Origin of the sequence: Achromobacter aegrifaciens, assembly GCF_902859735.1 — a bacterium.
GTDB classification, from domain to species: Bacteria; Pseudomonadota; Gammaproteobacteria; order Burkholderiales; family Burkholderiaceae_B; genus Achromobacter; species Achromobacter aegrifaciens.
The window spans coordinates 20,154-45,487 of the sequence record NZ_CADIJY010000014.1 but is presented as its reverse complement, the minus strand read 5'-3'; the positions used below and the strand labels follow the sequence as shown (position 1 = coordinate 45,487).

Annotated in this window: 28 protein-coding genes; 18 read left to right on the top strand and 10 right to left on the bottom strand. The window is 64.9% G+C overall.

The window, feature by feature from the left end:
- The 7 genes from HV766_RS25640 to HV766_RS25610 are packed head-to-tail and all read right to left on the bottom strand — an operon-like array spanning window position 1 to window position 5,979.
- The gene (locus HV766_RS25640; protein ID WP_054451241.1) at window positions 1-1,014 is read right to left on the bottom strand and encodes an ABC transporter substrate-binding protein; all 1,014 of its coding nucleotides are present in this window, start codon (window positions 1,012-1,014) and stop codon (window positions 1-3) included.
- A gap of 23 nt (window positions 1,015-1,037) precedes the next feature.
- Window positions 1,038-1,844 (bottom strand): ABC transporter permease, encoded by an 807-nt coding sequence (locus HV766_RS25635; protein ID WP_119449599.1) that lies wholly within the window; start codon window positions 1,842-1,844, stop codon window positions 1,038-1,040.
- 14 nt (window positions 1,845-1,858) lie between these two features.
- A complete protein-coding gene (locus HV766_RS25630; RefSeq protein ID WP_225590541.1) occupies window positions 1,859-2,662 on the bottom strand; it encodes an ABC transporter ATP-binding protein in 804 nt (267 codons plus the stop codon).
- A 20-nt stretch (window positions 2,663-2,682) separates the two neighbouring features.
- The gene (locus HV766_RS25625) at window positions 2,683-3,285 is read right to left on the bottom strand and encodes a glutathione S-transferase family protein (RefSeq protein ID WP_175182069.1); all 603 of its coding nucleotides are present in this window, start codon (window positions 3,283-3,285) and stop codon (window positions 2,683-2,685) included.
- A gap of 39 nt (window positions 3,286-3,324) precedes the next feature.
- Entirely contained in the window at window positions 3,325-3,702 is a 378-nt protein-coding gene (locus HV766_RS25620) for a RidA family protein (protein ID WP_054451245.1), read from the bottom strand.
- A gap of 1 nt (window position 3,703) precedes the next feature.
- Window positions 3,704-4,840, bottom strand: coding sequence for an LVIVD repeat-containing protein (locus HV766_RS25615; protein ID WP_175182068.1), 1,137 nt, complete (start codon window positions 4,838-4,840; stop codon window positions 3,704-3,706).
- A gap of 11 nt (window positions 4,841-4,851) precedes the next feature.
- The gene (locus HV766_RS25610; protein ID WP_054451247.1) at window positions 4,852-5,979 is read right to left on the bottom strand and encodes a cupin domain-containing protein; all 1,128 of its coding nucleotides are present in this window, start codon (window positions 5,977-5,979) and stop codon (window positions 4,852-4,854) included.
- 268 nt (window positions 5,980-6,247) lie between these two features.
- On the opposite strand from HV766_RS25610, the gene HV766_RS25605 reads away from it, so the two are divergent.
- The gene (locus tag HV766_RS25605) at window positions 6,248-6,943 is read left to right on the top strand and encodes a FadR/GntR family transcriptional regulator (protein WP_119449540.1); all 696 of its coding nucleotides are present in this window, start codon (window positions 6,248-6,250) and stop codon (window positions 6,941-6,943) included.
- Here the strand turns inward: HV766_RS25605 and HV766_RS25600 are convergent.
- Window positions 6,940-7,833, bottom strand: a complete 894-nt coding sequence (locus tag HV766_RS25600) for a LysR family transcriptional regulator (protein WP_175182067.1) — start codon at window positions 7,831-7,833, stop codon at window positions 6,940-6,942. The genes HV766_RS25605 and HV766_RS25600 overlap by 4 nt on opposite strands.
- 110 nt (window positions 7,834-7,943) lie before the next feature.
- Here HV766_RS25600 and HV766_RS25595 point away from each other — a divergent pair, with 110 nt between their 5' ends.
- The 12 genes from HV766_RS25595 to pdxK all read left to right on the top strand — a co-directional run bounded on the left by HV766_RS25595 (window position 7,944) and on the right by pdxK (window position 17,839).
- The gene (locus HV766_RS25595; RefSeq protein WP_119449541.1) at window positions 7,944-9,302 is read left to right on the top strand and encodes an acyclic terpene utilization AtuA family protein; all 1,359 of its coding nucleotides are present in this window, start codon (window positions 7,944-7,946) and stop codon (window positions 9,300-9,302) included.
- 2 nt (window positions 9,303-9,304) lie between these two features.
- On the top strand, window positions 9,305-9,631 hold the full coding sequence (locus HV766_RS25590) for an AtuA-related protein (protein WP_054451251.1): 327 nt from the start codon (window positions 9,305-9,307) through the stop codon (window positions 9,629-9,631).
- Window positions 9,632-9,642: 11 nt separating this feature from the next.
- Window positions 9,643-10,560, top strand: a complete 918-nt coding sequence (locus HV766_RS25585; protein ID WP_175182066.1) for an SMP-30/gluconolactonase/LRE family protein — start codon at window positions 9,643-9,645, stop codon at window positions 10,558-10,560.
- A 56-nt stretch (window positions 10,561-10,616) separates the two neighbouring features.
- Window positions 10,617-11,588 carry a Bug family tripartite tricarboxylate transporter substrate binding protein gene (locus HV766_RS25580; RefSeq protein ID WP_119449600.1) on the top strand — a complete coding sequence of 324 codons (972 nt, stop codon included), beginning with the start codon at window positions 10,617-10,619 and terminating at the stop codon, window positions 11,586-11,588.
- Between the two features lie 7 nt (window positions 11,589-11,595).
- Window positions 11,596-12,705 (top strand): SDR family oxidoreductase, encoded by a 1,110-nt coding sequence (locus tag HV766_RS25575; protein WP_175182065.1) that lies wholly within the window; start codon window positions 11,596-11,598, stop codon window positions 12,703-12,705.
- 153 nt (window positions 12,706-12,858) lie between these two features.
- Complete coding sequence (locus tag HV766_RS25570; RefSeq protein ID WP_175182064.1) at window positions 12,859-13,245, top strand: VOC family protein; 387 nt, start codon at window positions 12,859-12,861, stop codon at window positions 13,243-13,245.
- A 250-nt stretch (window positions 13,246-13,495) separates the two neighbouring features.
- On the top strand, window positions 13,496-14,461 hold the full coding sequence (locus HV766_RS25565; protein WP_054451265.1) for a Bug family tripartite tricarboxylate transporter substrate binding protein: 966 nt from the start codon (window positions 13,496-13,498) through the stop codon (window positions 14,459-14,461).
- Between the two features lie 2 nt (window positions 14,462-14,463).
- The gene (locus HV766_RS25560) at window positions 14,464-15,105 is read left to right on the top strand and encodes a glutathione S-transferase family protein (protein WP_054451266.1); all 642 of its coding nucleotides are present in this window, start codon (window positions 14,464-14,466) and stop codon (window positions 15,103-15,105) included.
- A gap of 28 nt (window positions 15,106-15,133) precedes the next feature.
- Window positions 15,134-15,916: an aldolase gene (locus HV766_RS25555; protein WP_054451267.1), complete on the top strand. Its 783-nt coding sequence runs from the start codon at window positions 15,134-15,136 to the stop codon at window positions 15,914-15,916.
- Window positions 15,917-16,009: 93 nt separating this feature from the next.
- Window positions 16,010-16,564, top strand: coding sequence for a helix-turn-helix domain-containing protein (locus HV766_RS25550; RefSeq protein ID WP_054451268.1), 555 nt, complete (start codon window positions 16,010-16,012; stop codon window positions 16,562-16,564).
- Between the two features lie 42 nt (window positions 16,565-16,606).
- Window positions 16,607-16,969 carry a cupin domain-containing protein gene (locus HV766_RS25545; RefSeq protein WP_054451269.1) on the top strand — a complete coding sequence of 121 codons (363 nt, stop codon included), beginning with the start codon at window positions 16,607-16,609 and terminating at the stop codon, window positions 16,967-16,969.
- A 36-nt stretch (window positions 16,970-17,005) separates the two neighbouring features.
- Window positions 17,006-17,839 (top strand): pyridoxine/pyridoxal/pyridoxamine kinase, encoded by an 834-nt coding sequence (gene pdxK / locus HV766_RS25540; protein ID WP_054451270.1) that lies wholly within the window; start codon window positions 17,006-17,008, stop codon window positions 17,837-17,839.
- A gap of 28 nt (window positions 17,840-17,867) precedes the next feature.
- Here pdxK and HV766_RS25535 read toward each other — a convergent pair whose 3' ends face one another.
- Both HV766_RS25535 and amaB read right to left on the bottom strand, forming a co-directional pair.
- Entirely contained in the window at window positions 17,868-19,160 is a 1,293-nt protein-coding gene (locus HV766_RS25535) for a phospholipase A (RefSeq protein ID WP_119449546.1), read from the bottom strand.
- A gap of 137 nt (window positions 19,161-19,297) precedes the next feature.
- Entirely contained in the window at window positions 19,298-20,800 is a 1,503-nt protein-coding gene (gene amaB, locus HV766_RS25530; protein WP_054451272.1) for an L-piperidine-6-carboxylate dehydrogenase, read from the bottom strand.
- Window positions 20,801-20,949: 149 nt separating this feature from the next.
- On the opposite strand from amaB, the gene HV766_RS25525 reads away from it, so the two are divergent.
- From HV766_RS25525 to HV766_RS25505, 5 genes are all read left to right on the top strand, one after another.
- On the top strand, window positions 20,950-21,699 hold the full coding sequence (locus HV766_RS25525) for an amino acid ABC transporter ATP-binding protein (RefSeq protein ID WP_054451273.1): 750 nt from the start codon (window positions 20,950-20,952) through the stop codon (window positions 21,697-21,699).
- A gap of 142 nt (window positions 21,700-21,841) precedes the next feature.
- On the top strand, window positions 21,842-22,633 hold the full coding sequence (locus tag HV766_RS25520; RefSeq protein ID WP_054451274.1) for an ABC transporter substrate-binding protein: 792 nt from the start codon (window positions 21,842-21,844) through the stop codon (window positions 22,631-22,633).
- Window positions 22,634-22,637: 4 nt separating this feature from the next.
- Complete coding sequence (locus tag HV766_RS25515; RefSeq protein WP_054451275.1) at window positions 22,638-23,330, top strand: amino acid ABC transporter permease; 693 nt, start codon at window positions 22,638-22,640, stop codon at window positions 23,328-23,330.
- A gap of 2 nt (window positions 23,331-23,332) precedes the next feature.
- The gene (locus HV766_RS25510; RefSeq protein ID WP_059371832.1) at window positions 23,333-24,022 is read left to right on the top strand and encodes an amino acid ABC transporter permease; all 690 of its coding nucleotides are present in this window, start codon (window positions 23,333-23,335) and stop codon (window positions 24,020-24,022) included.
- Between the two features lie 11 nt (window positions 24,023-24,033).
- Window positions 24,034-25,326: an NAD(P)/FAD-dependent oxidoreductase gene (locus tag HV766_RS25505; protein WP_175182063.1), complete on the top strand. Its 1,293-nt coding sequence runs from the start codon at window positions 24,034-24,036 to the stop codon at window positions 25,324-25,326.
- Window positions 25,327-25,334 lie beyond the last annotated feature (8 nt).

The following is a 25,334-nucleotide window of genomic DNA, read 5'->3' as shown; positions in this document are numbered from 1 at the left end:
TCACTGCTTCAGAGCTTGCGCTTTTTCAAGGAAGCGCGTGTCGAAGCCCTGGGTGTCGTCGAAGGAAGGCGACAGCGCGCCTTGCTCCTTGAAGAGCGTCGCGGATGAGCGCCACAGGGCCGGATCGATCCAGCCGATGCCGTGCGTCCGGGTGTGGTCGCTGAAGAACGTAAAGTCCAGATCTGCACGCAACTGTGCCACCAGCATGTCTTTCTTGCCCTTGTACTCGGGGTTGTTCTTGATCAGCGTGTCGGCGGCCGCCTCCGGGTTCTGGATCACGTCGGCAAAGGCCTTGGCGTAGGCCGTCACGAACCTCTGCACGAGATCCGGACGCTGAGCAATATTCTTGTCCGACGTGAAGACGCCCGAGCCGTAGCTCTGGATGCCCAGATCCTCGCCGTGCAGGATGGACAGGGAGCCCGGCCCTCCTGCCTTGTGTTCCAGTTCGGGAACCTCGGCGTCGATATAGCCCGGTACCACGTTCACGCGGTTCAGCAGCAACAGGTTTTCGTAGGGCGGCGACACCGTCGACTGCTTGATGTCGGCGAGCGCCAGGCCGTTCTTGGCCAGCGCGGCCTTCAGGAAGATGTAGGTCGAACCGCTGGGATGCACGCCAATGTTGGCGTCCTTCAGTTGCTTGGCGTTCTGCAGGTCGAAGTTTTTCTTCAGCGATATGATTGCCAGCGGCGTCTTCTGGTTGACCGCCAGCAGCGCCGAGTTGGCCACGCCCTGCGATCTCCCGACCATCAGGGTAGGCAGGTCGGAGAAGCCGAAGTCGGCGTTCCCGTTGGCCACCAGCCGCAGCGCGTCGGTGGAGCCGGTTCCCTTGCGGATCGCCGTCACATCGATGCCCTGGTCTGCGAAATAGCCTTTCTCCTTGGCGACGAAGAAGGGCGCATGATTGCCGCGCACGACCCAGTCCAGTTGCACGGTGACTGCGTCCTTGGCGTGGACGGCGCCGCTGAACAGTGCCAGCACTCCGAAGAGCGCGCTGAATCTCCAACTCGATCTCATGTTTTTCCCCTTGTTGATTCGATTTAGTGAGTGGCCCAACCCAAAAACCTGTGTTCGATCAATTCGATGACGTAGTAGAAAAAGACGCCGAGCACCGAAATCTGGACCAGGGCGGCGAATACCAACGCTGTTTCCATCTGGCTGGATGCGAACTGGATCATGTAGCCCAGTCCGGCCGAAGCGCCTACGAATTCCCCTACGATCGCCCCGATGACGCTCAGCGTGATGGCCACCTTCATCCCCGCCATCAGAGCGGGTAGCGAAGCGGGGATCTTCACCTGGCGCAGTATCTGGTTGGGCGTCGCGCCGATGGACCTGAGCAGCGCGACCAGGTTGGCATCCGCCGACCGCAGGCCGACCAACATGTTGAGCGTGACCGGGAAGAAGGCCATGATCACGATCAGGGCGATCTTCGGGAGCAGGTCGTACCCGAACCAGAGAATCAGCAGCGGCGCCAGGGCGATCTTCGGCACGTTCTGGAACAGCACGATCAGCGGATAGCTCGCGCGGCCGAACCAGGCATAGCGGTCGACCAGGAGCGCAATCGCGATGCCCACGACGCACGAATACAGGAAGCCGTACAGGATCTCTGCGCCCGTGACGAGCGAGGCCTGGAAGAGTTCCGCCTGCCGTTCCGCCAGAACGGCCGCGATGTCCGTCGGCGCGGGTACGACAAACGCGGGCACTTGCAGAATGCGGACACAGGCCTCCCAGGCGGCCAGGATGATCAGCACGAGCACGATGCTGGGCGTGGCCGAACCGAGCGCGTGACGGATCTTTCCCGGCAACCGGGGAACGACAGGGACTTGCGACTGCGCTTTGGCTTTCATGGTGCTACCCGCCGTCATGATGTGCTCCCCTGGGCGTGGCCGGTCTTGAGCAGTTGGCGAAGCTGATACGACTTCTCGTGAAACTCGGGCTTGGCGAACGTGGCCTCGCTGCGCGGGCCCGGCAGCGCGACCGGCAGGCAGTCGACGATGCGAGCGGGGTTGGTGGCCATGACATAGACCCGGTCCGAGAGGTAAACGGCTTCGTCGATGGAATGGGTGACGAAGACAATGGTCTTGCCGGTGCGCTCCCAGATGTCCAGCAAGAAGTCGCTCATGGTTTCGCGAGTGATGGCGTCCAGCGCGCCGAACGGCTCGTCCATCATCAGTACCTCGGGATCCAGGGCCAAGGCACGCGCGATGGAAACCCGTTGGCGCATGCCGCCGGACAGCTGCTTGGGATAGCGGTCGGCCGCATACTCCAGCCCGACCAGCCGCAGCATTTCGCGGCCGCGCTGGAGAATTTCCTGCCTGGGCCGGGCATGCACCAGGTGCATCAGCGAGCAGACATTCTCGAGCGCCGTGCGCCAGGGCATGAGCGCGGCTTCCTGGAAGACCATGCCCACGCGGCGCTGGCGCACAGCTTCCGTGGGGGGCACGCCGGCCACGCGGACGTCGCCGCCGGTGGGCGGCACCAATCCGGCAAAGACTTTCAACAGGGTGCTCTTGCCGCAGCCGGACGGGCCGATGATGGAGGTGAAGGATCCCTTCGCGATGTCCACGTCAATGTCGTTGAGCACCCGCACGCGTCCGGCGCGGGTGTCGAAGTCGACAGTCAGTCCGCGCGCGCGGATCTGGGAGTCGTCTGGCGGTTTGTGCATGCCGGTCTCCATGGCCGACCTCAACCGGCCGCGACGGCCGTGGCAAAGGCCGGCCTGTCCTCGACCCGTTTCATCCATGCCTTCAGATTGGGCAACTCGGGTTTGGCGTGCGGGAACTTCAGGCAGCGCCGGACCAGCGGAGCCAGGCAGATATCGGCCAGGGAAATCTTGTCGCCCGCCACCCAGGTCTTGCCTGCGAGGTGGCCATCGAGCAGGGATAGCTCCGCGCCCAGCAGTTTCGTCGCAGCCTCGGTCAGCTCTTCGGGAGGCAGCTTGGCTTCCTTGAAACCCGCCAGGTATGCGACGTTCAGCGATGCCAAAGTCCAGTCCATCCAGCGCTCGACCTGGCTGCGGGCCGCCGGATTGGCGGGATACAGGGTTTCGGCTTCGTGCGTGTTGGCGATGTAACGCAGGATCGTGTGCGATTCCCAGATATGGAGGTCGCCGTCGCGCAGCGTCGGCACCTTCTGGGTGGGGTTGATGGCCTTGTATTCCCCGGTGAGCGTCGTCCCTTCGAACGTCTTGCCGTAGTCCTTGCGCAGGTAAGGGACCTTCAGCTCCTCGAGCAGGAACAGCACTTTCTGAACATTGCCGGACGTGGCGCGGCCAAGAACTTCCAACATGATGCAACTCCCTTGAGTGTGTTTGTCGTGTGTTTGTGGTCAAAGCGGCTTGTAGGCCATGCATTCGATCTCGATCTTGGTGTCGATGACGGCGCGCGCCTCCACCGTGGTGCGTGCCAGCATGCCGTCCGGGAAGTACTCCTTGAAGACGCCGTTGTAGCGGCCGAAGTCGCGCGCATCTTCCAGGTAAGTCGTGACCTTGACGACGTCCGCCAGGTCGCAGCCCGCGCTTTGCAAGGCGCGGCGCATGGCTTCGATAGTGCTGCGTGTCAGCTGTTCGATGGTCCCTTCCTGCATGACGCCGTTCTCGTCCTTGGCGACCTGCCCGGACACGAAGACGAAGTCGCCCGCACGCACGGCCGGGTGGAAGGGAAGGTTGGGATTCTTCTTGCCGAAGGCTTGTTGTAGATATGCCATTTCAGTTTCCGTAGACAGAGCTTTCGATGATGTCCAGCCCGCGCTGCCTGTCCAGCAGATAGAGCAGGCCGCGCGAGTCGGTCGTGACGTCGTTCGATGAGACCCGCTCGAACCCGGCCGGCGTTTCGGGCTCGTAGTAGCCGACTTCTCTGGGCCTGAAAGGGTCGCTGATGTCGACCAGGCGCAAGCCGCGCGCGAACCAGGCAAAGGGCAGGACGCTGCCCGTGAAGCGCTCTGCGGGCTGGTGACAGCCCGACATAGGCTCTTTGGGAGTGCCGTCCGGGTCGACGCCATCGACCTGGAACGTCGAGACGGGAATGGGCTGGCGTTCATCGGTGATGTCGAACAGCCAGGTAAAGGCCGGTGGGGAAGGACGCAGCTTGGCGACGTCTTCATCGGCGACGACCAGGATCTGCCGGCCTTTCAGCAGCATGGGTATCGGCAGGGCCGTGTGTGTCGGATGGGGATGCGCCGGCCCCGTGTTGAATTGCGATACCAGCTTGGGGCGAGACAGGTCCTCGATGTCCAGGATGAACATGCCGTGGTGCCAGTAGGACACGTACAGCCGATTTCCCATGCGTAGCGGGTGATGGCAGCGAGGCGGAACATAGTTGTCCCACGGATAGTGTTCGCCGGCCTGCATGTTCTGGCCTGGAATCCACCAGCTTCCCACTTCTTCGGGACGCGACGGTTCCTGCAGGTCCAGGATCTTCACGATGTTGCCGACGAAGCCGGGGGCCGTGGGCGAAATGTAGGCATAGCGGCCATCGAAGTCGTAGCGATGCACGCCTCCGCCCTCCGTCCCCGTCTTCCAGTGCTTGATGAGGCGGGGCCGGTCCGGACGGCTCACATCGTAGATGCCCAGTCCGCCGCCGAAGTCGTCCGCGCCAACACGGAACTTTTCGTAGTTGACGATCATCAGGCCGTCCTTCGCGCGCACCTTGTGCGAATGCCATCCCATCGGCACCTCGAGCGAGGCCAGCAGCCGAGGCCGCCGGGGATCCGCCACGTCATAGATGGAGGTGCCATAGGGCGGCCGCATATGGGACACGAACATCGTGTTCCCTTCCACCCAGACCTGCCCGCCGCCCTCGCAGTCCACATGAGCCACCAACGAGGTATTCCAAGCTTTAGCCAAGACCGGTCTCCTCAGACCAACTCAATGAGATCGCCCTGCGCGGTGCGGCCCCACTGATGGAAAAGCCCCATTGCGCGCAGTGCCGGCTCGTCGCTGGCGATGAAGAGGATCAATGGTTCGGTGTGGTCATTGCGGTATTGGACCCAGGTGTCGCTGGGCACGGCCACGGTATCGAAGGGCTCGAGCGGGAAGCTCTCTTCGCCGATCGTCATCGCGCCTTGTCCGGAAAACGGAGCGACCAGGAGATTGGCCGTCTGCTTCAGCGGCAGAGTCCGCTCTCCGGGGCGGACCATCTGCATGAAAAAGGTCATCGTGCGGTACACCGGGCCGCCCCGCAACGGATGCGTATATTCAACGAGCAAGCCTTCGTGCGGAGATTCGTCCCAGTCCCGGAAGCGGTAGAGCAGCTCTCGCATGGCGTCGTAGCGATACACGAACATGGGCGATGAGTCGCCGCCGCCGCGCCGATGGTCGACAAAGCGGGGTGTCAGGCCTCCCACGCCATAGACTGTGCGCGAATACTCGGTCTGGAAGCGGGCGCTCTGCTTGCGCACGATTTCGCCGTTCTCCTGGTAGTCGTGTTTGAAGCTCAGCGCGTTGAGGTTTTCGACCAGCGGGTAGTCAAGCACTGATAGGTTGATGGCGGGCTCGTTGCCGAGATTGCCATGGTTGTGCCAGGTGTCGCGCGGCGTGAGCACCATGTCGCCAGGCAGGAAAGTGATGTCTTCACCCTCCACGCCGGTAAAGTTCTGCTGGCCCGTCAGGCCAAAGCGGATGGCGCTCGCGGTGTGCGAGTGCGGAGGCATGATCTCGTTCGGATCGTTCTGACGGTACGCGGTGTACAGGGTCGACACCGTCGCGCGGCGAGGGGCCAGGCCCGGATTGACCAGGATCAACGAGCGCCGGTCGGTGTTTTCGGTCGAGATCAGCCGCGCCGATTCGGCAAGCAGGGGCTGGATGTCCTCTTTGTACGACCAGCGGAAGGGCACGGCCTTGGGGCCGCTGACGAGCTGTTTGATGTCGTCGTGCGCCTCGTTCTCGCGGGCCCAGAACGGAAACATGGATCTCCGCTCGATCTGCTCATACATGGCCAACAAATCCGCTTCGCGAGTGCCGCTGACGGGACGGGTTCCGTGCATACATGTTCCCCTTGAAAGTTATTGATTAACCACATGGCGGAATAAATCTAATAACAACCAATGGTTGTGTAAACGGTATTTGTGGTTCGATATGGAAAACCCCTAAGTGCTCGGATTGTTGGGCTTTTGAATAATAAAAAACACATATAAAACAATGGATTATGGAAAATAATCCGTTTATCAAAATTCTCAACCGGTTGTTTATTTTTATTGCGAATCAACCATTTTCAAATCTAAGATGGTTGCGAAAACATGACGCGAGGGAACAATGGCACGCACCCGCCAACCCGAGGTTTCCAATGACATACGCAGGCTGATTACGCAGATCCGAGCGCTGTTGGGCAAAGGAGAAGAACTACCTTCCGAGCGGGTTCTCGCCGGGCAACTGGACGTCAACCGTCATCGTTTGCGCCTTGCCCTGGACAAGATGCGCGAGGCATCGGAGTTGCCGCGGCCCGTCATCCGCCGCAACGATCCGCCCATTCTCAAAGGCGATGTCGTGGTCCAGGAGACGAATGCGCTCGAGGTGATCGAACTGCGTATGGTGCTGGAGCCGGCAATCGCGCGATTGGCCGCAATCCGGGCCTCGCCGGTGCAGATCGCCAAAATCCTGGAAGCCGCCACAACGCCGTCAGGGGTAGCGCGCTCGACCGGGGATATCGCATTCCACAAATTGCTGGCGGACAGCTCCGGGAACCAACTGGCTGCAAGTCTCTATGCGTTCTTGCGCCACGTCGGCGCGGACCAGCGCCTGCATATTCCCGCCACGACGCAAACCACGCGAGAGCGCATACAGATGCGTGACCAGGAACACCGCGCAATCGCGGAAGCCATTGCGAGTCGATCGCCGGATGCGGCCGAGCAAAGCATGCGCGTCCATCTGTGGCGTGTGCAGCGCGAGATCGCGGATCGTTTGAACCCGGTCGGAACCGGGGGGCAGAGCCCGCTGGCGTCGCGCTCCTAACCCGGATCCGTCTGCCGCAAGGTGTCCAGGAAGCGTTGCGCCGCCGCCGACAGGGATCGTTGGCGCTTGAGCAAGATGCCGATGTCCCGTGACGCGGCGGGCGAGTGCAGCGCCACGCTGCACAGGCGCGTGGTATCCATCAGGCGCAGGGCCAGTTGCGGCACTGCCGCTATGCCCACGCCGGCAGCCACCATTGCGCCTACTACCGAAATATTGTCGGACACGTAGTTCATTTCCGGCAGCCGGCCGGAGGCTGCCAGGATCTGGTCGGTGACCTGGCGGATGCTGCTGGCGGGCCCGCTCGCAACGTAAGGCCGGTCGGCAAAAACGCTCCAATCCACGCGCTTGCGTTGCGCCAGCGGGTCGCCGATAGGGCAGATCAGCACGAAGTTCTCTTTCAGCAGTTGCGTGAATTGCACGCTGGCCGGCTGGTCGGGGATCTCGATGGAGATGCCGATGTCGGCATTGCCTTCCGATACGGCCTGCGTGATCTGGCGCGCGGAAACCGCGTGGATGTTCAGGCGTACCTGCGGGTGCGACTTCTGGAAAGTGCGCGTCGCCGCGGGCAGCAGTGCGGAGGCGACGGAGGGAAGGGCCCAGATGTTGATGCTGCCGCGACGGCCCGCGATGAATTCGGACAGATCGCTAAGCGAGTCGCGGAACTCCGACAGCATCCGCATCGCAATAGGCACCAGTTCCGCGCCAGCGGAGGTCAGCGCCACGCCATGCTTGTCACGGTCGAACAGCCTGGCGCCGAGCTTCTGTTCCGCCGCCTGTACGCGCCGGCTGAGCGCCGGCTGCGAAATCGGCACGCGTTCGGCGGCCATGCGGAAGTTGAGCGTTTCCGCCACCAACAGCACCGCCTCCAATTCGGAAATGGTCAGGGTCATGGCCTGCGTGATGCGTTTGGGTTATTACGAAGATATAAATATATCAATTTTCAGATCAGGCTGGCCGCAGCATACTAGGCCGCAAAGTAGCAATACGGACGGAGACAGACATGAATGAACCGCGCAAGCGGCTGCGCATCGGCGTAGGGGCCGGCATGGCGGACGACCGCATCGGTCCGGCCATGCCGCTGCTGGAAGACTGCGATATCGATTACCTGGTGTGCGAATGCCTGGCCGAACGGACCATTGCGCGCGAAACGCTGTCACGCAAGCATGACGGCGCTCACGGCTACAACCCGATGCTGGAGGAGCGCATGCGTGCCTTCCTGCCGGCGTGCCGGGAGAAAGGTGTACGGCTGGTGTCCAACATGGGCGCGGCCAATCCGGCCGGCGCCGCGCAGGCCGCGCTGGACATAGGACACGCCTTGGGATGGCAGGAGCTCAAGTGCGCCGCCGTAGTCGGCGACGACGTGGCCGAGCGCGTGCGCCTGCATCCTGAACTGCGCCTGCTGGATCGCGATCTGCCGCTGGAGGCGATCCTGCCCCAGCTGGCCTCGGCAAATGCCTACCTGGGCGCCGATGTGGTCCGCGATGCGCTGGCCACCGGCGCGCACGTGGTGTTGACGGGCCGGGTCGCCGATCCCTCGCTGTTTCTGGGCGTTGCCCTGCATCATCACGGCTGGAGCTACGAGGACCTGCCCAAGCTGGCGGCGGGCACCATCATGGGCCACCTGCTGGAGTGTTCCGCGCAGATCACCGGCGGCTATTTCGCCGACCCGGGAAAGAAAGACGTGCCCCGCCTGGCCGAACTGGCTTATCCCTATGCCGATCTTTACAGCGACGGCGAACTGTACATAGGCAAGCCCGCCGGCTCGGGCGGCCGCCTCGACCGCATGACCTGTACCGAGCAGGCGCTATACGAAATCCATGATCCCTCGGCCTACATCACGCCAGATTGCGTGTTGAGCCTGGAAGGCCTGCATTTTGAAGAGCAGCACGCGGACCGCGTGGCCGTGCGCGGCATACGCGCCGCGCCGCGCACCGATAGCTACAAGGTCGTGGTCGGCTACTTCGATGGCTGGATAGGCACTGGCGAGGTCGCCTATGCAGGCGTGAACGCGATCGCGCGGGCGCGGCTGGCGGCCGACACGGTGAAAGAGCGGTTCCGGCTCGACGGCGGCGCGGCCAGCGAGATCCAGGTCGATCTGATCGGCGTGAGCAGCCTGCATGGCGATCATCCGCAGGCCGTCGCCGGCCACCCCTACGAAGTCCGGTTGCGCGTGTCGGCCCGCTGTCCCGACAAAAAGAGCGCGCACTTGTTGGGGGATCACGTGCGGCAACTGAACATGCAGGGACCTTATGGCGCAGGCGGTCCCGTCAACCTGGGCGCCAAGGAAGTCATAGCCGTGGACGCCCTGTTGATTCCGCGCGACTGGGTCACGCCCGAAGTCATTACGGTGGGAGCCTGACCATGAGCATTCTGGTTCATGACCTTGCGCATGCGCGCGCTGGCGACAAGGGCAATACCTCGAGCATCGCCGTCATTGCCTACGACGAGGACGCCTGGCGCCTGCTGCGCCAGGCGCTTACCGCCGAGCGCGTCGAGCAGGCCTTTGCCCATCTGGGAGCAGGAAAGGTGAGGCGCTACGAGGTCGAAAGCCTGAGGGCGCTGAACTTTGTCATCCCGGACGTACTGTCCGGCGGCGTCACGCGCTCGCTGCGCCTGGATCCCCATGGCAAGTCGCTCAGTTCGTTGATGCTGGGAATCGAGCTTCCGGCCAGCCCATCGCAATCCTGAAAGGAACAGCAATGTACCCTCCCGCTGAACCCATGGGCACCGAGGTCTACGCCCGGCTGCCCGAATCCCTGCACCTGACCGATCAGGCCTCGACCTGGCTCGCCGCGCGTCACGTGAAGATGCACTCCTTTCTGGAGGGGCCCGCCTTCGATCGCTTGGGCAATCTCTGGTGCGTCGACCTGGCGCATGGACGCATCCTGCGCGTGGATCCGGCAGGCAATTTCGAGGTCATCGTCAGCTACGAAGGCGAACCCAACGGCCTGAAGATCCATCGCGACGGCCGCATCTTCGTTGCCGACCATCTGCACGGCCTGATGCTTCTGGATCCCGAGACCCGCAGCATCCGGCCCTACCTGCAGCACGTGCGGCGGGAAGGCTTGAAGGGCCTGAACGATCTGTTCTTCGCTTCCAACGGCGACCTGTACTTCACCGATCAGGGTGAAAGCGCCTTGGAAAACCCCACCGGCCGCGTGTTCCGCCTGCGCGCCGACGGCAAGACGGTGGACCTCATCATGGATGGCCTGGCGGGTCCCAACGGCCTGGTCATGAACAAGGCCGAGAACGTGCTCTACGTGGCCATCACGCACGACAACGCCATCTACGCCCTGCGGATGGAGCCGGATGGCCAGATGAAGAAGGCCAGCCGTTTCATCCAGCTATCGGGCAGCACGGCCGGGCCGGACGGCATGGCCCTGGATGAGGCCGGCAACCTGGCCATCGTCCACGCGCAGGCGGGCACCGTATGGCTGTTCAGCCCGCTGGGCGAACCCCTCTACCGCATCCGTTCCTGCGCGGGCCTGCGCACCACCAACGTCGCTTTCGGCGGCGAGGACGGTCGTTCCTTGTTCATCACCGAAGCGGAACAGGGCGTCATCCTGCGCGCCCGGCTGCCGCATCCCGGCAAGCGGATGTACTCGCACCGGGACTGAGCCGCGCGCCGCGAACACGATCCGCAAAAAAGCCACTATCCATGGGAGACAACATCATGATTGCTTTTCGATTGATCGCCGGCCTGGCCCTGAGCCTGGCCGCCGTCACAGGCGCGCAGGCCGCCGATGCGTACCCTGCGCGCCCCATACGCCTGATCGCCACCTTCGGCCCCGGCAGTTCCATCGACATCATTGCGCGCCTGGTGGCCAAGCCCCTGGCCGAGCAACTCGGCCAGCCGGTGATCGTAGAGAACAAGCCCGGCGCGGGCGGCGACCTGGCCACCGACATCGTCGCCAAGTCCGGCAAGGACGGGTACACCATCGGCTTCGCCTCGGCCGGGCCGATCACGGTCAATCCCAATGCCCGCAGCAAGATGCCCTATGACCCGCTCAAGGATCTGGCGCCGGTTGCCCTGGTGGCGACGGGACCGAACGTCATCCTGGTCAACCCGTCGATTCCGGTGACCAACCTGAAGGAACTGATTGCCTACATCAAGGCCAATCCGAACAAGGTCAACTACGCCTCGGCTGGCGTCGGCACCAGCGGTCATATCGCCGGCGAGCTATTCCAGCACTTGTCCAAGACCGAAATCCTGCACGTGCCCTACAAGGGCAACAGCGATGCGATTACGGACACCCTGGGCGGGCGCACCCAGATGGTCATCAGCGGCGTCCCGCCCATCCTGTCGTTCGTGAAGTCCGGCCAGCTGCGCGCCCTGGCCGTGGCCGATACCAAGCGTTCGCCCTTGCTGCCGGACGTCCCCACTGTTGCCGAAGCCGGACTGCCCGGTGCGGAGAGCGTCGCCTGGTATGGCATCGTCGCGCCTGCCGGCACGCCGCAGGCGATCCTGGACCGTCTCCACGACGAAATCGTCAAGGCCGTGAACAACCCGGAAACCCAGGAGAAATTCGCCGGCCTCGGTATCGTTCCTTCGGCGGACAGCCGGGCGGACTTCGGCAAGCGCATGGCGGACGAGTACGTCCGTTTCAAGGAATTGTTCAAGCAGATCAACCTGGTCATGGATTGACGGAATCATGTCACGCACCGTAATCGTTACTGGCGCCAGCGGGCTGGTCGGCTCAGCTGCCGTCGATTCATTCCTCAACGCGGGCTGGGAAGTCATCGCGGTTTCCCGCCGGCGTCCGGAGATCATCAGCCAACGGCCGTACACCCATCTGCCGGTCGATCTGCAGGACGCGGAGGCTTGCCGCCGCGCCTTCGGGGATATGCCTGAAGCCACGCACGTTTTCTATGCGGCCGTCTATGAGAAGCCAGGGCTCATCGCCGGCTGGCAGGACCCTGAGCAGATGGCCACCAACCTGGGCATGATCAGGAACGTCATCGAGCCGTTGGCCGCCAGCGGCAGGCTGCAGCATGTCAGCGTGCTGCAGGGTACCAAGGCCTATGGCGTACACCTGCATCCCATCCGCACGCCGGCGCGCGAATGCCAGCCGCGGGACGATCATCCGAACTCGTACTGGTTCCAGGAAGACTACATCCGGGAAAAGGCCGCGCAGTCCGGCTTTGGCTGGACGATATTCCGTCCCACTATCGTGCTGGGCCCCAATGTGGGCGTGGCCATGAACACGGTGCCGGTCATAGGCGTCTACGCGGCAGTGTGCCGCGCCGAAGGCAAGCCGTTCTGCTATCCCGGCCACATTTCCTATCCGCGTGAAGCCGTGGACGCGCGCCTGATCGGCGATGCAGGCGTCTGGGCGGCGGAGAATCCGGCGTCCTGGAACGAGCACTACAACCTTACCAACGGCGAAGTGTTCAGCTGGCATGATCTATGGCCGTCCCTGGCGGAGTTCCTGGACGTTGAAGCGGGCCCGGACCAGCCCCTGCGCCTGGCCGAATACCTGCCCAGCCGGGCGGACCTGTGGGACGGGATCGTCAAGCAGCATGGCCTGCGGCCGCTGAGCATGGCGCAGATTCTTGGCCAATCCCATTACTCCGCCGACGCCCGTTTCGGCTATGGCCTGAAGACCCCGCCCGCGCCCGCATTTGTCAGCACGGTCAAGATCAAGCAGGCGGGCTTCACGCAAACCTACGACACCGAGGCCTGCGTGAAGCACTGGCTGGGGGTGCTGATGGAGCGCAAGATCATTCCGTTCTCCAAAACGAGTGTCGCAGGCCGCGTTTGAGCGTTGATCGCGGCGAGCCGGAGTTGCGCTTGCGGTGCGCGAATTGCGGAAGAATCGCGAGGCCCGCGTTGCAAATCGAAGCGTCCCTGGCTTGCCAACTGACCTATTCTGATCTTTCTGGCCCGCTGGGGCCGCTTTCCGAAGGGTCGGCGCATGCTGGATCATGTCGAAATTCACGTGAGCGACTTCGAGCGCTGCCGGATGTTCTACCGCAGCGCGCTCGCGGCGCTAGGCTACATACCGCGCAAAGTGCTCGCGACCGGGATGGGCTTCGGCGTAGGCCAGCCTCACGAGTCTGAAGACCCGGGCGGCGAATTCTGGATCCATCAGGGCACGCCCAGCACCCCGCGCGTGCATCTGGCTTTTCGCGCCCGCAGCCGTGCCGAGGTCGATTCCTTTCACCAGGCGGCGCTGGCGGCTGGAGGGCGCGATAACGGCGGGCCTGGCTTGCGTCCGCAATACCACCCGCATTATTACGGCGCGTTCATCCTGGACCCGGATGGCTACAACATAGAAGCGGTGTGTCACCGCCCGGTCTGATCCGCGTACTTCCCAGTATTGGCACCGCAGCGTCAGCATGACGCTGCGTCTCCATGCGCAGAGACGAGCGCAAGATGCGTGCGCAATGCCGGGCCTCGCGCGCCAAAGCCAAAAGGCGAACTTCAAAGGCGAACTATATTCCTGCGGCCCAGGGTTTTCCCTAAACTCATTTTCCTTGCGGAAAATCAATCTCCTATAGGACACTTCGTGTCATGATGGTGCCGATAGGCGGCGCCCGTAGGGGGATGACATGAAGATTTCGGGAATCGCCGGCGCGCTGGCGTTGGTTGCGGCAATGGCGGGCAATGGGGCCCAGGCGGCCTATCCGGACCGGCCGATCCGGCTGGTGGTGCCTTTCGGCGCGGGGGGGATCACGGACATCGTGGCGCGTCAGGTCGGCAAGGGCATGGGCGACGCGCTGGGTCAGAGCATCGTGATCGAGAACCGGCCGGGCGCGGGTGGAGTGATCGCGGCGCAGGTGGCCGCTACCGCGCCGGCCGATGGCTATACGATCTTCATGGGTACGGTGGGCACGCAGGTGGTCAACCCGCTGATCTACAGCAAGCTCAGCTATGACGCGGACAAGTTCGCGCCGGTGGGCATGGTGTCGGGATCGCCGTATTTGCTGGCCGTGCGTGCGGGCGTGCCGGCCAAGACTTTCGGCGAGTTCGTGGCCTATGCCAAGGCCAATCCGGCCAAGCTGAACTTCGGTTCGGCGGGCAATGCGAGTTCGCCGCACCTGGGCCTGGAGCTGCTGAAGCTGACGGCCGGGCTGGACATCGTGCACGTGCCGTTCAAGAGCGGTAGCGAAGCCGTCAATGCCGCCATCGGCGAGCAGGTCGACGTGGTGATGGACGCCAGCCCGGTGATCATGCCACATGCAGCGTCTGGCAAGCTGCGCGCGCTGGCGGTGGCCGCCGACAAGCGCCTGCCGTCCGCGCCGGACGTGCCCGCCAGCAGCGAGGTGGGCGACGCGGCGCTGCAGATCAGCTCGTGGAACGCGTTCTTCGCGCCCGCAGGCACGCCGCCCGACGTGATGGAAAAGCTGAACGCGGCGCTGCAGAAGACGCTGGCGTCGCCGGAACTGAAGGACCGGCTGGCGTCGCAGGGGACGCAGCTGTACACGGGCAAGCCGGATGAGTATCAGCGCTTCATCGCCGGCGAGAAGGCCAAGTGGACCGAGATCGTGAAGCGCGCCAACATCAAGATGGACTGACGATGAACCAGATACCGCATCCCTTGGCGGGCAAGCCGCTGGAACTGGCCGATACGCTGCGTTCGGGCAATGCCTGGAAGATCCGGCTGGCCTGCGGCTACATGGGGCTGCCGATCAAGCGGCGCACCTTCGACATCGTGCAGGGCGACCTGGAAACGGAGGCGTTCGCGCGCATCAATCCGTGGCGCCAGGTGCCGGCCTTGCTGACGCCGGAGGGCGAGTGGCTGGCCGAGTCGCAGGCGATACTCTGGTATCTGGCGATGGGCACGCCCTGGCTGCCCGCCGGCCGCCTGGAGCAGTCGCAGGTCAGCAGCTGGCTCAGTTTCGAGCAGACCCAGCACATGCACGCCTTTGCGCAGCCGCGCCTGCTGATCCATCTGCGCAACACCGCGCAGGTGGATGACCCGGCGATGCGGGCGTGGCGCGAGATCGGCATGAAGGCGGCCGCGTTGATGGACGCGCATCTGGCCGGCCGCGATTATCTGGTGGGTACCGCGCCGACCATTGCCGATGTTGCGCTGTATCCCTATACGAGCATGGCGGCCGAGGGCGGTTACGACCTGTCCGGCTTTACCCATATCGATGCCTGGCTGGCGCGCATGCGCGCCTTGCCAGGGTTTACGCCGCTGATCGAAGCGGCATGACAGAGACACTATCTTAGGAGTGACGACGATGGCCGATACGATGCACCTGGGCAAGGACGAACTGATCGCGCGGGCGAAAGCCGAAATGCAGCGCCAGTTCGAGACGCCCGACTGGAGCCTGCGCGAGCGCCTGGCGCTGACCTGCCGCATCCTGTTCGACGGCGGGCATGACTCCGGCCTGGCCGGACAGATCACGGCGCGCGCGCCGGAGCCGAACCGCTATTTCACGCAACGCCTGGGCCTGGGCTTTGACGAGATCACCGCCAGCAATCTGCTGCTGGTGGACGAAGACCTGCGCGTGCAGGAAGGCGGCGGCATGCCCAATCCGGCCAACCGTTTTCACTCCTGGATCTACCGCGCGCGTCCGGACGTGAACTGCATCATCCACACGCATCCGCTGCACGCGGCTTCGTTGTCGATGCTGGAGGTGCCGCTGGAAATCTCGCATATGGACAACTGCCCGCTGTACGACGACGTGGCCTTCCTGAAGGATTGGCCCGGCGTGCCGGTGGGCAACGAGGAAGGCGAGATCATCTCGGCCGCGCTGGGTTCGAAACGCGCCATCCTGCTGTCGCACCACGGCATGCTGATTGCGGCGGGTTCGGTGGAAGAGGCCTGCGTGCTGGCGCTGCAGTTCGAGCGCGCCGCCCGCATGCAGTTGCTGGCCATGGCCGCCGGCAAGATCCAGCCCATTCCGCCGGCGCTGGGCCGCGAGGCCCATGACTGGATCCTGACGCCCAAGCGTTCGCAGGTCGGCTTTTCGTACTATGCGCGGCGCGCGCTGCGGGCGCATCCCGACGTGCTGGCCTGATGGCGGCGGCGGGCGGGGCCGGCTCGACGGCAGGGCCGGATTAGGGCATGCTTACCGGTCGTATTCCGCGACCGTATTTTTGCAACCCCGTCCATGATAGACCTGCCGCACCGCCTGCGCGCCCTGCGTCGCCAGCAAACCCTGTCCCTGGAACAGCTGGCGCAGCGCACCGGATTGACCAAGAGCTACCTCTCCAAACTGGAGCGGGGCCTGAGCGAACCCTCCATTTCCACCGTGTTGCGGCTGGCGGAAGCCTATGGCCTGGGTGTCTCGGAGCTGGTGGGCACGGACGATGCTGCGCAGGAAGAAGTGGTCAGCGTGGTGCGGGTGGCGGACCGCGAAGCCTTGCAGCGCCGGGGGCTGGGCAGCGAGTATCACTACGAGTCGCTGGCCGGCCGCCGCAAGGTCAAGGCGATGGAGCCTTTTGTGGTGCATCCGCCCCGCGATTTTCCCGATGCGACCGCGGTGTTTCCGCACCCCGGCGAGGAATTCCTGCTGGTGCTCAAGGGCGCCATCGAGGTCCATGTGGGCGAACGCCAGTTCCGCCTGGAGACCGGGGATTCCGTCTATTTCGACTCCGAACTGCCGCACCGCATGCGCACCGTCAGCCGGGCCATGGCCGAGGTGCTGGTGGTGGCCTCGCACTGAGCAGGCCTTCGGACTCATCATCTATCCGCATACAGGAGTGCCATGAAGAACGATCAATCGCGGCTCGTCCGCATCGATGCCGGCCCCATGAAGAATCCGGTGCCTGGAAAGCCCCGCCGCCCGATCTCGGGCGACGCGGCGTTCCGCACCGTGACTGCCTTCGAAGGCAACGGCGGCAAGGCTGAAGCCGGCGTCTGGGAAAGCACCGCGGGCGTGTTCCAGTCCAACACCACGGGCTATATCGAGTTCGGCTACATCGTCGAAGGCGCGGCGCGCCTGGTCGATCCGGACGGCACCGTGCATGAACTGACCGTGGGCGAGGCTTTCGTCATGCCCGAAGGCTATACCGGCCGCTGGGAAGTGGACCAGTTCGTCAAGAAGATCTATTTCATCACCCGCATGTAGCGCCGCGTAGACCGCGGCAGCCCAGGAGCCAGCCCCATGAGCGCAATCCCCGCCGTTACCGCGCAGGTGGATATCGTTTCCGTCCAATCCCAGGTCGTGTACGGCTGCGTCGGCAACAACGCCGCCATGCCCGTCTTCCGCAAGGCCAGCCTGCACGCGATCGCGGTGCCTACCGTGATCCTGAGCAACACGCCGCACTATCCGACCCTGCATGGCGGCGCGGTGCCGTTGGACTGGTTCGAGGGCCTGTTGCAGGGCCTGGACGAGCGCGGCGTCACCCGGACTGCGCGCGCGGTGGTCTGCGGATACCTGGGCCAACCCGGGCAGGCCGGGCTTCTGGCCGGCTGGCTGCCTGCGCTGCGCGCATCCCGGCCTGATCTGAAGGTGCACATCGACCCCGTCATGGGCGACCGTAACGACGGGCTGTACGTGAACGAAGGCCTGGTCGAACAATACCGGGACCTGCTGGTGCCGCTGGCCGACGGCATGACGCCGAACCACTTCGAGCTGGAGTTGCTGGTGGGGCGCGCCCTGTCGTCGATCGACGAGGTCGTGGCGGCGGCGCGCGAACTGATCGCGCGCGGTCCGGACTGGATAGTCGTGACCAGCGCCGCGCCCATGGCCGCCGCGGCCGGCACCTTGCAGCTGGCGGTGGTGACGCGGGATCAGGCCACGGTCGTGACGCATCCGGAGATTGCGATACCGCCTTCGGTGCACGGCACTGGCGACGTGTTCATGGCCGGCGTTACGGCGCAACTGCTGAACGGGCAGGTGCTGGTCGAGGCGGTGCGCTCGGCCGCCGCCCAGGTCACGGTGGCGCTGGAGCGCACCCGCGAACTGGGCTGGGAAGAGCTGGCGGTGGAAGGCTAGGACGCCTACGCGAGCCTGGCGGCGCGCCTTACGGCACCAGCGACAGGCCGATGCGGAACTGCGATTCGTTGCGCTGGTTGTAGCCCAGCAGCGTTTCGCCGTAGCCGTTGAAGTACTGCAGATGAAGGTAGCCGTTCATGTTCAGCCAGGTGCGCTGCAGCGGCCAGGCGAAATCGAGCTGGGTGGTTCGGCGCTTCTGGTCGCCCTGGCGGTACATGGCGGAGATGACCGCGCCATTGTCCTGGGCCCAGCGCAATTGCCAGTCGACGTGGCCGGCGTAGTCGGCATAGTCGCTGTTCTCGCTGGCGACGCCGAAGTAGGCCTTGACTCGCGGCGCAAAGGTGAGCGTGCTGCCGCCGTCGAAGCGGTAGTGGAAGCGCGGCTCGATATAGCCGTCGTTGAGCGAGCGCGAATCCTCGCCGTCCTTGCCGTTGGAGTTGTGCTCGACGCCGGTATTCATGCCGAAGCGCCAGTTCTGGCTGGCGGACTGCCAGATGTTGTCGGACAGCCAGAAGGCGCTGGGATTGAAGGTGGTGTCGATGAAGGGCATGGAATCGCCTTCCAGGTCCCACAGCGAGGTCTGCGTGTACGCCAGGTAGAAATTCTCGTCCCAGGTCGCGGGACGGTCGCCCGCGGGGCTGAAGAGTCGGTACTTGGCGCTGATCTGAAAGCGCGCGGTGGTCTGCCCGCGGGTGCCGACGTCGAAGTACACCGGCTTGTATTCGGAAATGGAACTGCGGAAGCGGTCGAACGCGGTCTGCTGCTGTACCGTCGGCACGGCGGACGCGTCGGGCGAGGGGCCGCCTTCGGGCGATGCGCCGACCGCGGCCACGGCCGCGGCGGGTACGGGTTCTCCGCTGCTGGCGTCCACCACCGGGCCGCGCGCGGGCGTGCTGGCCAGGGTGCCGCTGTCGCGGCCGGTGGCGTCCAGCGCCATCATCGCGGGCTGGCCTTCGATGGATACGGCCTGCAGGCCCTGGGCCGTGGCGGGCACGACGGCGGTCCAGGCCATGCGCGCGAAGTTGTTGACGGGCACGCTGAAGCTGGCCGTGCCGCCGCGCAGCTTGGCCAGGCTGCGCACGATCTGGCCGTCCTGGCCGCGCCATTGCAGCACCAGTTCCGGTGGCGCTTCCCAGGTGGAGCGGGAAGTGCCTTCGTTGAAGTACACCGCCTCGATGGTGACGGTCTCTCCGGGGGCGGCCGAGGGGCGATCCAGCCGGTACGACACGCCCGCGGTGGCTGCGCCCGCCAGGCCCATGGCCAGGGCGGCGGCCAGGGTGCGCAGGGAGAGGGCGGATCGTGCAGGACGGCTGATGGTCATCTGGTCATAACGTAGTTTTGTGACCAGGAAATGTAGCATCGACCCCCGCTACAGTTTGTAAGGCAGGCTAATCGTATGTAGAAAGCGTAAGCCCCCGCGCATGGCGGGGGCTTGTGGGGACAGCGTTGCGCGCGGGCTTATTCGCCGAACTTGATGCCCTGGGCCAACGGCAGCTGGCGCGAATAGTTGATCGTATTGGTGGCGCGGCGCATGTAGTTGCGCCAGGCGTCCGAACCCGATTCGCGGCCGCCGCCGGTTTCCTTTTCGCCGCCGAACGCGCCGCCGATCTCGGCGCCCGAGGTGCCGATATTGACGTTGGCGATGCCGCAGTCCGAGCCGGCCGCCGACAGGAAGGTCTCGGCTTCGCGCAGGTCATTGGTGAAGATGGCCGACGACAGGCCCTGCGGCACGCCATTCTGCAAGGCCAGCGCCTGGTTGAAGTCGGCGTAGCGCATCACGTAGAGGATAGGCGCGAAGGTCTCGTGGCAGACCACGTCGGTCTGGCCCGGCATTTCAGCGATGGCGGGACGCACGTACCAGGCGTCGGGATATTGCTCGGCCAGCACGCGCTCGCCTCCCGTGACCTTGCCGCCTTGTTCGCGCGCCGCCGTCAGCGCCGCCTGCATGGCGTCATAGGACACGCGGTCGATCAGCGGACCGACCAGCGTGCCGCTTTCCAGCGGGTTGCCGATGGTGGCGCTGGCATAGGCCTTGTGCAGGCGTTGCACCAGATCTTCGGCCACGCTCTCGTGCACGATCAGACGGCGCGTGGTGGTGCAGCGCTGGCCGGCCGTGCCGATGGCGCCGAACACGATGCCGCGCGCGGCCATGTCCAGGTCGGCCGTGGGGCCGACGATGATGGCGTTGTTGCCGCCCAGCTCCAGCAGCACGCGGCCAAAGCGCTGCGCCACGCGCGGCCCCACCTGGCGGCCCATGCGGGTCGAACCGGTGGCCGAGACCAGGGCCACGGCGTGCGAATCCACCAGCGCTTCGCCGATGTCGCGTCCGCCGATCAGCACTTCGGACAGGCCGGGGGGCGCGTCGCCGAAGCGTTGCGCGGCCTGTGCGAAGAGCGCCTGGCAGGCCAGCGCGGTCAGCGGGGTTTTTTCCGACGGCTTCCAGACCACGGCGTTGCCGCAGACCAGCGCCAGCGCGGCGTTCCAGGACCACACGGCGACGGGGAAGTTGAACGCGCTGATCACGCCGACCACGCCCAGCGGATGCCAGGTTTCCATCATGCGGTGGCCGGGGCGTTCAGAAGCGATGGTCAGACCGTACAGCTGGCGTGACAGGCCCACGGCGAAGTCGCAGATGTCGATCATCTCCTGCACTTCGCCTTCGCCTTCGGCCACGATCTTGCCGGCTTCCAGGCTCACCAGGCGGCCCAGCTCGCGCTTGTGCTGACGCAGCGTTTCGCCGAACAGGCGCAGCAGCTCGCCGCGGCGCGGCGCCGGCACGTCGCGCCACGCCAGGCTGGCCTGGCGCGCGCGGGTGATGGCGGAATGGGCCTGGGCCACCGTGTGCTCATGCACCTGAGCCAGCTCGACGCCGTCTATCGGGCTGCGCGCGCGCAGCGTGCCGCCAGTGAGCGATTCCGGGTTCAGCCCGAGCGCGCGCAGGATGTCTTGGGGAGTGTCCATGCCGGTTCCTTGGGTTGCCTGCGAAGAGCCTGTCTTCGCTTAAGGGTTATGCCTAAGTGGCGATTCTGGAAAAAAATTTACTATACGAAACTCCAGCGTGAATTGCGAAACCTTTTTAACCAGGGCAGCACTCATACGAAGGTGGATCCGTGGCGGAACCTCTGCTGGTAGTCCAGGCAGTCAGCAAGACCTATCAACGCGACGGGCAGGCCCCGCATCTGGCGTTGGACGGCATCGACTGCCAGCTCGGCCGCGGCGAGGTCATGGTGGTGGTCGGCCCCTCCGGATCCGGCAAGAGCACCTTGCTGCGCACGCTCAACGGACTGGAGAGCATCGACAGCGGCGCCATCCGCGTGGACGGCGTGTCGCTCACCGACCCGGCCACCGACGTCAACCGCTGGCGCACCGAAGTCGGCATGGTGTTCCAGCACTTCAACCTGTTCCAACACCGTACTGCGCTGGACAACGTCGCGCTACCCCAACGCGTGGTGCGCGGGCGCGCCCGCGCCGACGCCGAGCGCTACGCGCGCGAACTGCTGGGCCGCGTGGGCATGGGCGACTACGGTGCGCGCTATCCCAGCCAGCTCTCCGGCGGCCAGCAGCAGCGCGTGGCGATCGCGCGGGCGCTGGCCATGGACCCCAAGCTGATGTTGTTCGACGAGGCCACGTCGGCGCTCGACCCCGAAACCGTGGGCGGCATTCTTGAACTGATGCGCGCGCTGGCGCGCGACGGCATGACCATGGCCGTGGTGACCCATGAGATGGGCTTCGCCCGCGACGTGGGCGACCGCGCGCTCTTCATGGACGCGGGCCGCATCGTGGAAATGGGCACGCCGGACGAGGTGTTCGGCCACCCCAGGGAAGCGCGCACCCGCGCTTTCCTGGAAAAGATTCTGTAGTTCCTAGCAGCAAGGAAGCAACGGGTCGTCCGCATGCGCGGCGCCCGGCGGTAACCAGGGCCGGTCCGGCTGATCCGGGCGCTGCCGGCGCTCTGTGCTTTGCCCGGAATGATGTGAGTCCATTCACCACAAGGGGTAGGAAATGCTGAAAATCAAACAATGGCTGGGCATGGCCGGCATCGCCCTGGCGGCCGCCACTGTCGCCTTGCCCGCGCAAGCGGACGAACTGGCCGACATCCTCAAGCGCGGCGAGTTGCGCGTCGCGGTGCAGACCTCCGGGCCGCTGATGAGCTTCATGGACAAGAGCGGCAAGCGCACCGGCCTGGCCGTGGAAGTGGCCAAGCGCATGGCCGACGACCTGGGCGTGAAGCTGGTGCTGCAGGACTACGAGTGGAAGGGCCTGATTCCCGCGCTCTTGTCCGGCAAGGCCGACATGGTGGCCGCCGACATGACGCCGACCCCGCAGCGCGCGGCCCAGGTACTGTTCTCCACGCCGATGTTCTACGCCGATACCGTGGCCGTGGTGCCCAAGGATTCGCCCTACAAATCGTACGAGGAACTCAACAAGGACGGCGTGACCGTGGGCGTGCTGGGCGCCAGCACCTATGCGGAAGTGGGCAAGAAGATGCTGCCCAAGGCCACCATGAAGGAGTTTTCGGGCGGTAGCGCACCCGTGGGGCAAGCCCTGTCCAGCGGCCGCCTGGACGCCGGCATCATGTCGTTGTCCACCGCCAACCAGTTCCTGGTCGACTTCGGCAACCTGCGCGTGCTGGACGGCATCATGGTGCGCGAGCCGCTGGCCTTCGCCGTCGGTCCCAACGCCTTCCGCCTGAAGTTCTGGCTGGACAACTGGCAGACGCTGAAGACGGCCGACAACACGCTGCCAGAACAGGTGAAGTACTGGTACTCCACGGACTGGAAGAAAGACCACTGAGCCCATGGACTGGCTGCTCGACTTCTATAACTGGCGCATCGTCAGCCAGTACACGGGCCAGTTCGCCACCGGCCTGGCCAACACCCTGATCGCGGCGGGCGCAAGCCTGGTGCTGTCGGTGCTGGCCGGCATCCCGCTGGCGCTTGCCCATATGTCGCCCCGCGCCGCCATCTGGCGGCCGGTGGCGGCGTATGTGCAATTCATCCGTTCAACCCCCTTGCTGGTGCAGATCTACCTGGTCTATTACGCGGTGCCCATGCTGGTGCCGGGCGCCAAGGGCTGGAGCGAGATGCTGCTGGGCATCCTCGCCATGACGCTGCATCATGCGGCCTACATGAGCGAAATCATCCGCGTGGGCATCGAATCCGTGCCGCGCGGCCAGATCGAAGGCGCCAAGGCCTGCGGCATGAATTACCACCAGCGCCTGCGCTACGTGGTGCTGCCGCAGGCTTTCGCCAATACGCTGCCGCCGCTCCTGGGCCAGACCGCCGTGCTGATCAAGGACACCTCGCTGCTGTCGCTGATCACGGTGTTCGAACTGGTCGCGGCCGGCGTGCAGATGAACAGCGACCGCATCGTGCCCAACGAAAGCTTCCTGACCATCGCGGCCGGCTATCTGCTGATCTATGCCTGCATGCTGCTGCTGTCGCGCGGCGTGAGCATCTGGCTGGCGGGGCCCGCCTGGAACGCGAGGTAAGCATGCTGGATTCCTATATTTCCACTGCCGGCGTGGTGCTGCCGTTCCTGCTGAAGGGCTTCTGGGAGACCCTGAAGATCTCCTTCGTGGCCATCATCGCGGGATCCCTGCTGGGCTTCGTGATCGGCGTGATCCGCAGCTACCGCATCCGCGGCGTGCACCAGCTGCTGGGCCTGTACATCCACATCCTGCGCGGCACGCCGTTCCTGGTGCAGCTCTACATCTTCTATTTCGTGCTGCCCAGCTCGGGCATCGAGATGCTGCATTGGGATTCCGGCACGGCCGCCTTCGTATCGTTGTCGGTCTACACGTCCTGCTATGTCGCGGAAATCGTCATGGGCGCGATCCAGGCCGTGCCGCGCGGCCAGACCGAAGGCGCGATGACGTTGGGCCTGCGGCCGTTCCAGATCCTGCGCCTGGTCATCCTGCCGCAGGCCATGCGCCTGATCGTGCAGCCCATGAGCGGCGTCTACGTCATGCTGATCAAAAGCACGGCCATTCTGTCGGTGGTGGGCATCACCGAGCTGACGCGGCAGGGCGAGGTCTTCATCATCACCTTCCCGGCCAAGTCGCTGTTCATCTACGGCATGATCGCCGCCATCTACTTCATTTACTGCTACCCGCTGCTGCGACTGGCCAACTGGCTGGAAAAGCGCCTGACGGGCGGCTTGCAGGGCGCGGGCCTGAACTGATGCCGACCACCATGGCTTCCGAGTACATCGACACCTATTACAAGCGCACGCTGGCCGACGGCGACACCCGTTATGCGCCGCTGTCCGGCGCGGCCAGCACCGACGTCTGCGTGGTCGGGGCAGGGATGGCGGGCTTGTCCGCCGCGCTGGAACTGGCCCGGCGCGGCCGCGACGTCACTTTGCTGGAAGGGCGGCGCATCGCCTGGGGCGCATCCGGGCGTAACGGCGGTTCCGTCTCGCCGGCATACTCGGCCGGCGCCGACGCCATCAGAAAGCACGTCGACGAAGACCACTACCGCAAGCTCTACCGCCTGTCGATGGAAGGCGTGGAGATCATCCGCAACAACATCCGCGACCTGGACATCACCGACGCCCGCAAGGTTGACGGCCGGCTGCGCGTGGTGCGCTACGAGGCGACCGACGCCCTGCGGCAGTGGTGCGACAGCCAGCAACGCGACTTCGGCCGCGACGTGCGCCTCTTGAGCCGCAGCCAGGTCCGCGAACGGCTGCTGTCCGACGTCTACTTCCAGGGCGTCGAGGACCCCACGTCCTTCCACTTCCACCCGCTGAACTACGCCCGCGCGCTGGCCCGGGAATGCGCGCGCCTGGGCGTACGCATCCACGAGGACTCGCCTGTCGTGCAGGCGTCGCTGGACGGAGCCGTAAAGCGCCTGAAAACAGAGCGAGGCGAGATCGATGCCCGCACCGTGGTGCTGGCCACCGGCGGCTACACCGAGGACGTGGTGCCCGCGCTGCGCCGCGCGATACTGCCCATCGCCACCTACATCATGCTGACCGAGCCGCTGGGCGACCGGGTGCTGGAAGCCATACGCACCACCGCCGCCATCGGCGACGACCGGCGCGCCGGCAACTATTACCGCGTGCTTGATGGCGGGCGCATCGGCTGGGGCAGTAGAATCACCACCCGTGTCGACGACCCGCCCGATCTGGCGGAGTCGCTGCGCCGCGAGCTCCTTTCCGTCTACCCCCAATTGCAGGGGTTGCGCGTGGAGACGGCGTGGTCGGGACGCATGGCCTACGCGCGGCATCTGATGCCGCAGATCGGCCAGCTGACGCCGGACGTCTGGTACTGCACGGCGTTCGGCGGACACGGCATGAACACCGCGTCGATCGGCGGCCGGGTCGTCGCCGAAGGGATCGCGGGCGACACCCAGCGCTACAAGCTGTACGCGCCGTTCGGGCTGGCCTGGAACGGCGGCGGTCTGGGCACGGCAGCGGTGCAACTTACTTATTGGTCTTACCAGGCGCGCGACTGGTGGCGGGAGCGGCGGTCGCGGGCATGACAGGGTGC

Coding starts and splice junctions, on each gene's coding strand:
- HV766_RS25640 (WP_054451241.1), bottom strand. CDS start 1,014: ATGAGATCGAGTTGGAGATTCAGCGCGCTCTTCGGAGTGCTGGCACTG.
- HV766_RS25610 (WP_054451247.1), bottom strand. CDS start 5,979: ATGCACGGAACCCGTCCCGTCAGCGGCACTCGCGAAGCGGATTTGTTG.
- HV766_RS25600 (WP_175182067.1), bottom strand. CDS start 7,833: ATGACCCTGACCATTTCCGAATTGGAGGCGGTGCTGTTGGTGGCGGAA.
- HV766_RS25630 (WP_225590541.1), bottom strand. CDS start 2,662: ATGCACAAACCGCCAGACGACTCCCAGATCCGCGCGCGCGGACTGACT.
- HV766_RS25550 (WP_054451268.1), top strand. CDS start 16,010: ATGATAGACCTGCCGCACCGCCTGCGCGCCCTGCGTCGCCAGCAAACC.
- HV766_RS25570 (WP_175182064.1), top strand. CDS start 12,859: ATGCTGGATCATGTCGAAATTCACGTGAGCGACTTCGAGCGCTGCCGG.
- HV766_RS25560 (WP_054451266.1), top strand. CDS start 14,464: ATGAACCAGATACCGCATCCCTTGGCGGGCAAGCCGCTGGAACTGGCC.
- HV766_RS25620 (WP_054451245.1), bottom strand. CDS start 3,702: ATGGCATATCTACAACAAGCCTTCGGCAAGAAGAATCCCAACCTTCCC.
- HV766_RS25515 (WP_054451275.1), top strand. CDS start 22,638: ATGGACTGGCTGCTCGACTTCTATAACTGGCGCATCGTCAGCCAGTAC.
- HV766_RS25575 (WP_175182065.1), top strand. CDS start 11,596: ATGTCACGCACCGTAATCGTTACTGGCGCCAGCGGGCTGGTCGGCTCA.
- HV766_RS25595 (WP_119449541.1), top strand. CDS start 7,944: ATGAATGAACCGCGCAAGCGGCTGCGCATCGGCGTAGGGGCCGGCATG.
- HV766_RS25545 (WP_054451269.1), top strand. CDS start 16,607: ATGAAGAACGATCAATCGCGGCTCGTCCGCATCGATGCCGGCCCCATG.
- HV766_RS25555 (WP_054451267.1), top strand. CDS start 15,134: ATGGCCGATACGATGCACCTGGGCAAGGACGAACTGATCGCGCGGGCG.
- HV766_RS25510 (WP_059371832.1), top strand. CDS start 23,333: ATGCTGGATTCCTATATTTCCACTGCCGGCGTGGTGCTGCCGTTCCTG.
- HV766_RS25605 (WP_119449540.1), top strand. CDS start 6,248: ATGGCACGCACCCGCCAACCCGAGGTTTCCAATGACATACGCAGGCTG.
- pdxK (WP_054451270.1), top strand. CDS start 17,006: ATGAGCGCAATCCCCGCCGTTACCGCGCAGGTGGATATCGTTTCCGTC.
- HV766_RS25565 (WP_054451265.1), top strand. CDS start 13,496: ATGAAGATTTCGGGAATCGCCGGCGCGCTGGCGTTGGTTGCGGCAATG.
- HV766_RS25590 (WP_054451251.1), top strand. CDS start 9,305: ATGAGCATTCTGGTTCATGACCTTGCGCATGCGCGCGCTGGCGACAAG.
- amaB (WP_054451272.1), bottom strand. CDS start 20,800: ATGGACACTCCCCAAGACATCCTGCGCGCGCTCGGGCTGAACCCGGAA.
- HV766_RS25520 (WP_054451274.1), top strand. CDS start 21,842: ATGCTGAAAATCAAACAATGGCTGGGCATGGCCGGCATCGCCCTGGCG.
- HV766_RS25635 (WP_119449599.1), bottom strand. CDS start 1,844: ATGAAAGCCAAAGCGCAGTCGCAAGTCCCTGTCGTTCCCCGGTTGCCG.
- HV766_RS25585 (WP_175182066.1), top strand. CDS start 9,643: ATGTACCCTCCCGCTGAACCCATGGGCACCGAGGTCTACGCCCGGCTG.
- HV766_RS25535 (WP_119449546.1), bottom strand. CDS start 19,160: ATGACCATCAGCCGTCCTGCACGATCCGCCCTCTCCCTGCGCACCCTG.
- HV766_RS25625 (WP_175182069.1), bottom strand. CDS start 3,285: ATGTTGGAAGTTCTTGGCCGCGCCACGTCCGGCAATGTTCAGAAAGTG.
- HV766_RS25580 (WP_119449600.1), top strand. CDS start 10,617: ATGATTGCTTTTCGATTGATCGCCGGCCTGGCCCTGAGCCTGGCCGCC.
- HV766_RS25505 (WP_175182063.1), top strand. CDS start 24,034: ATGGCTTCCGAGTACATCGACACCTATTACAAGCGCACGCTGGCCGAC.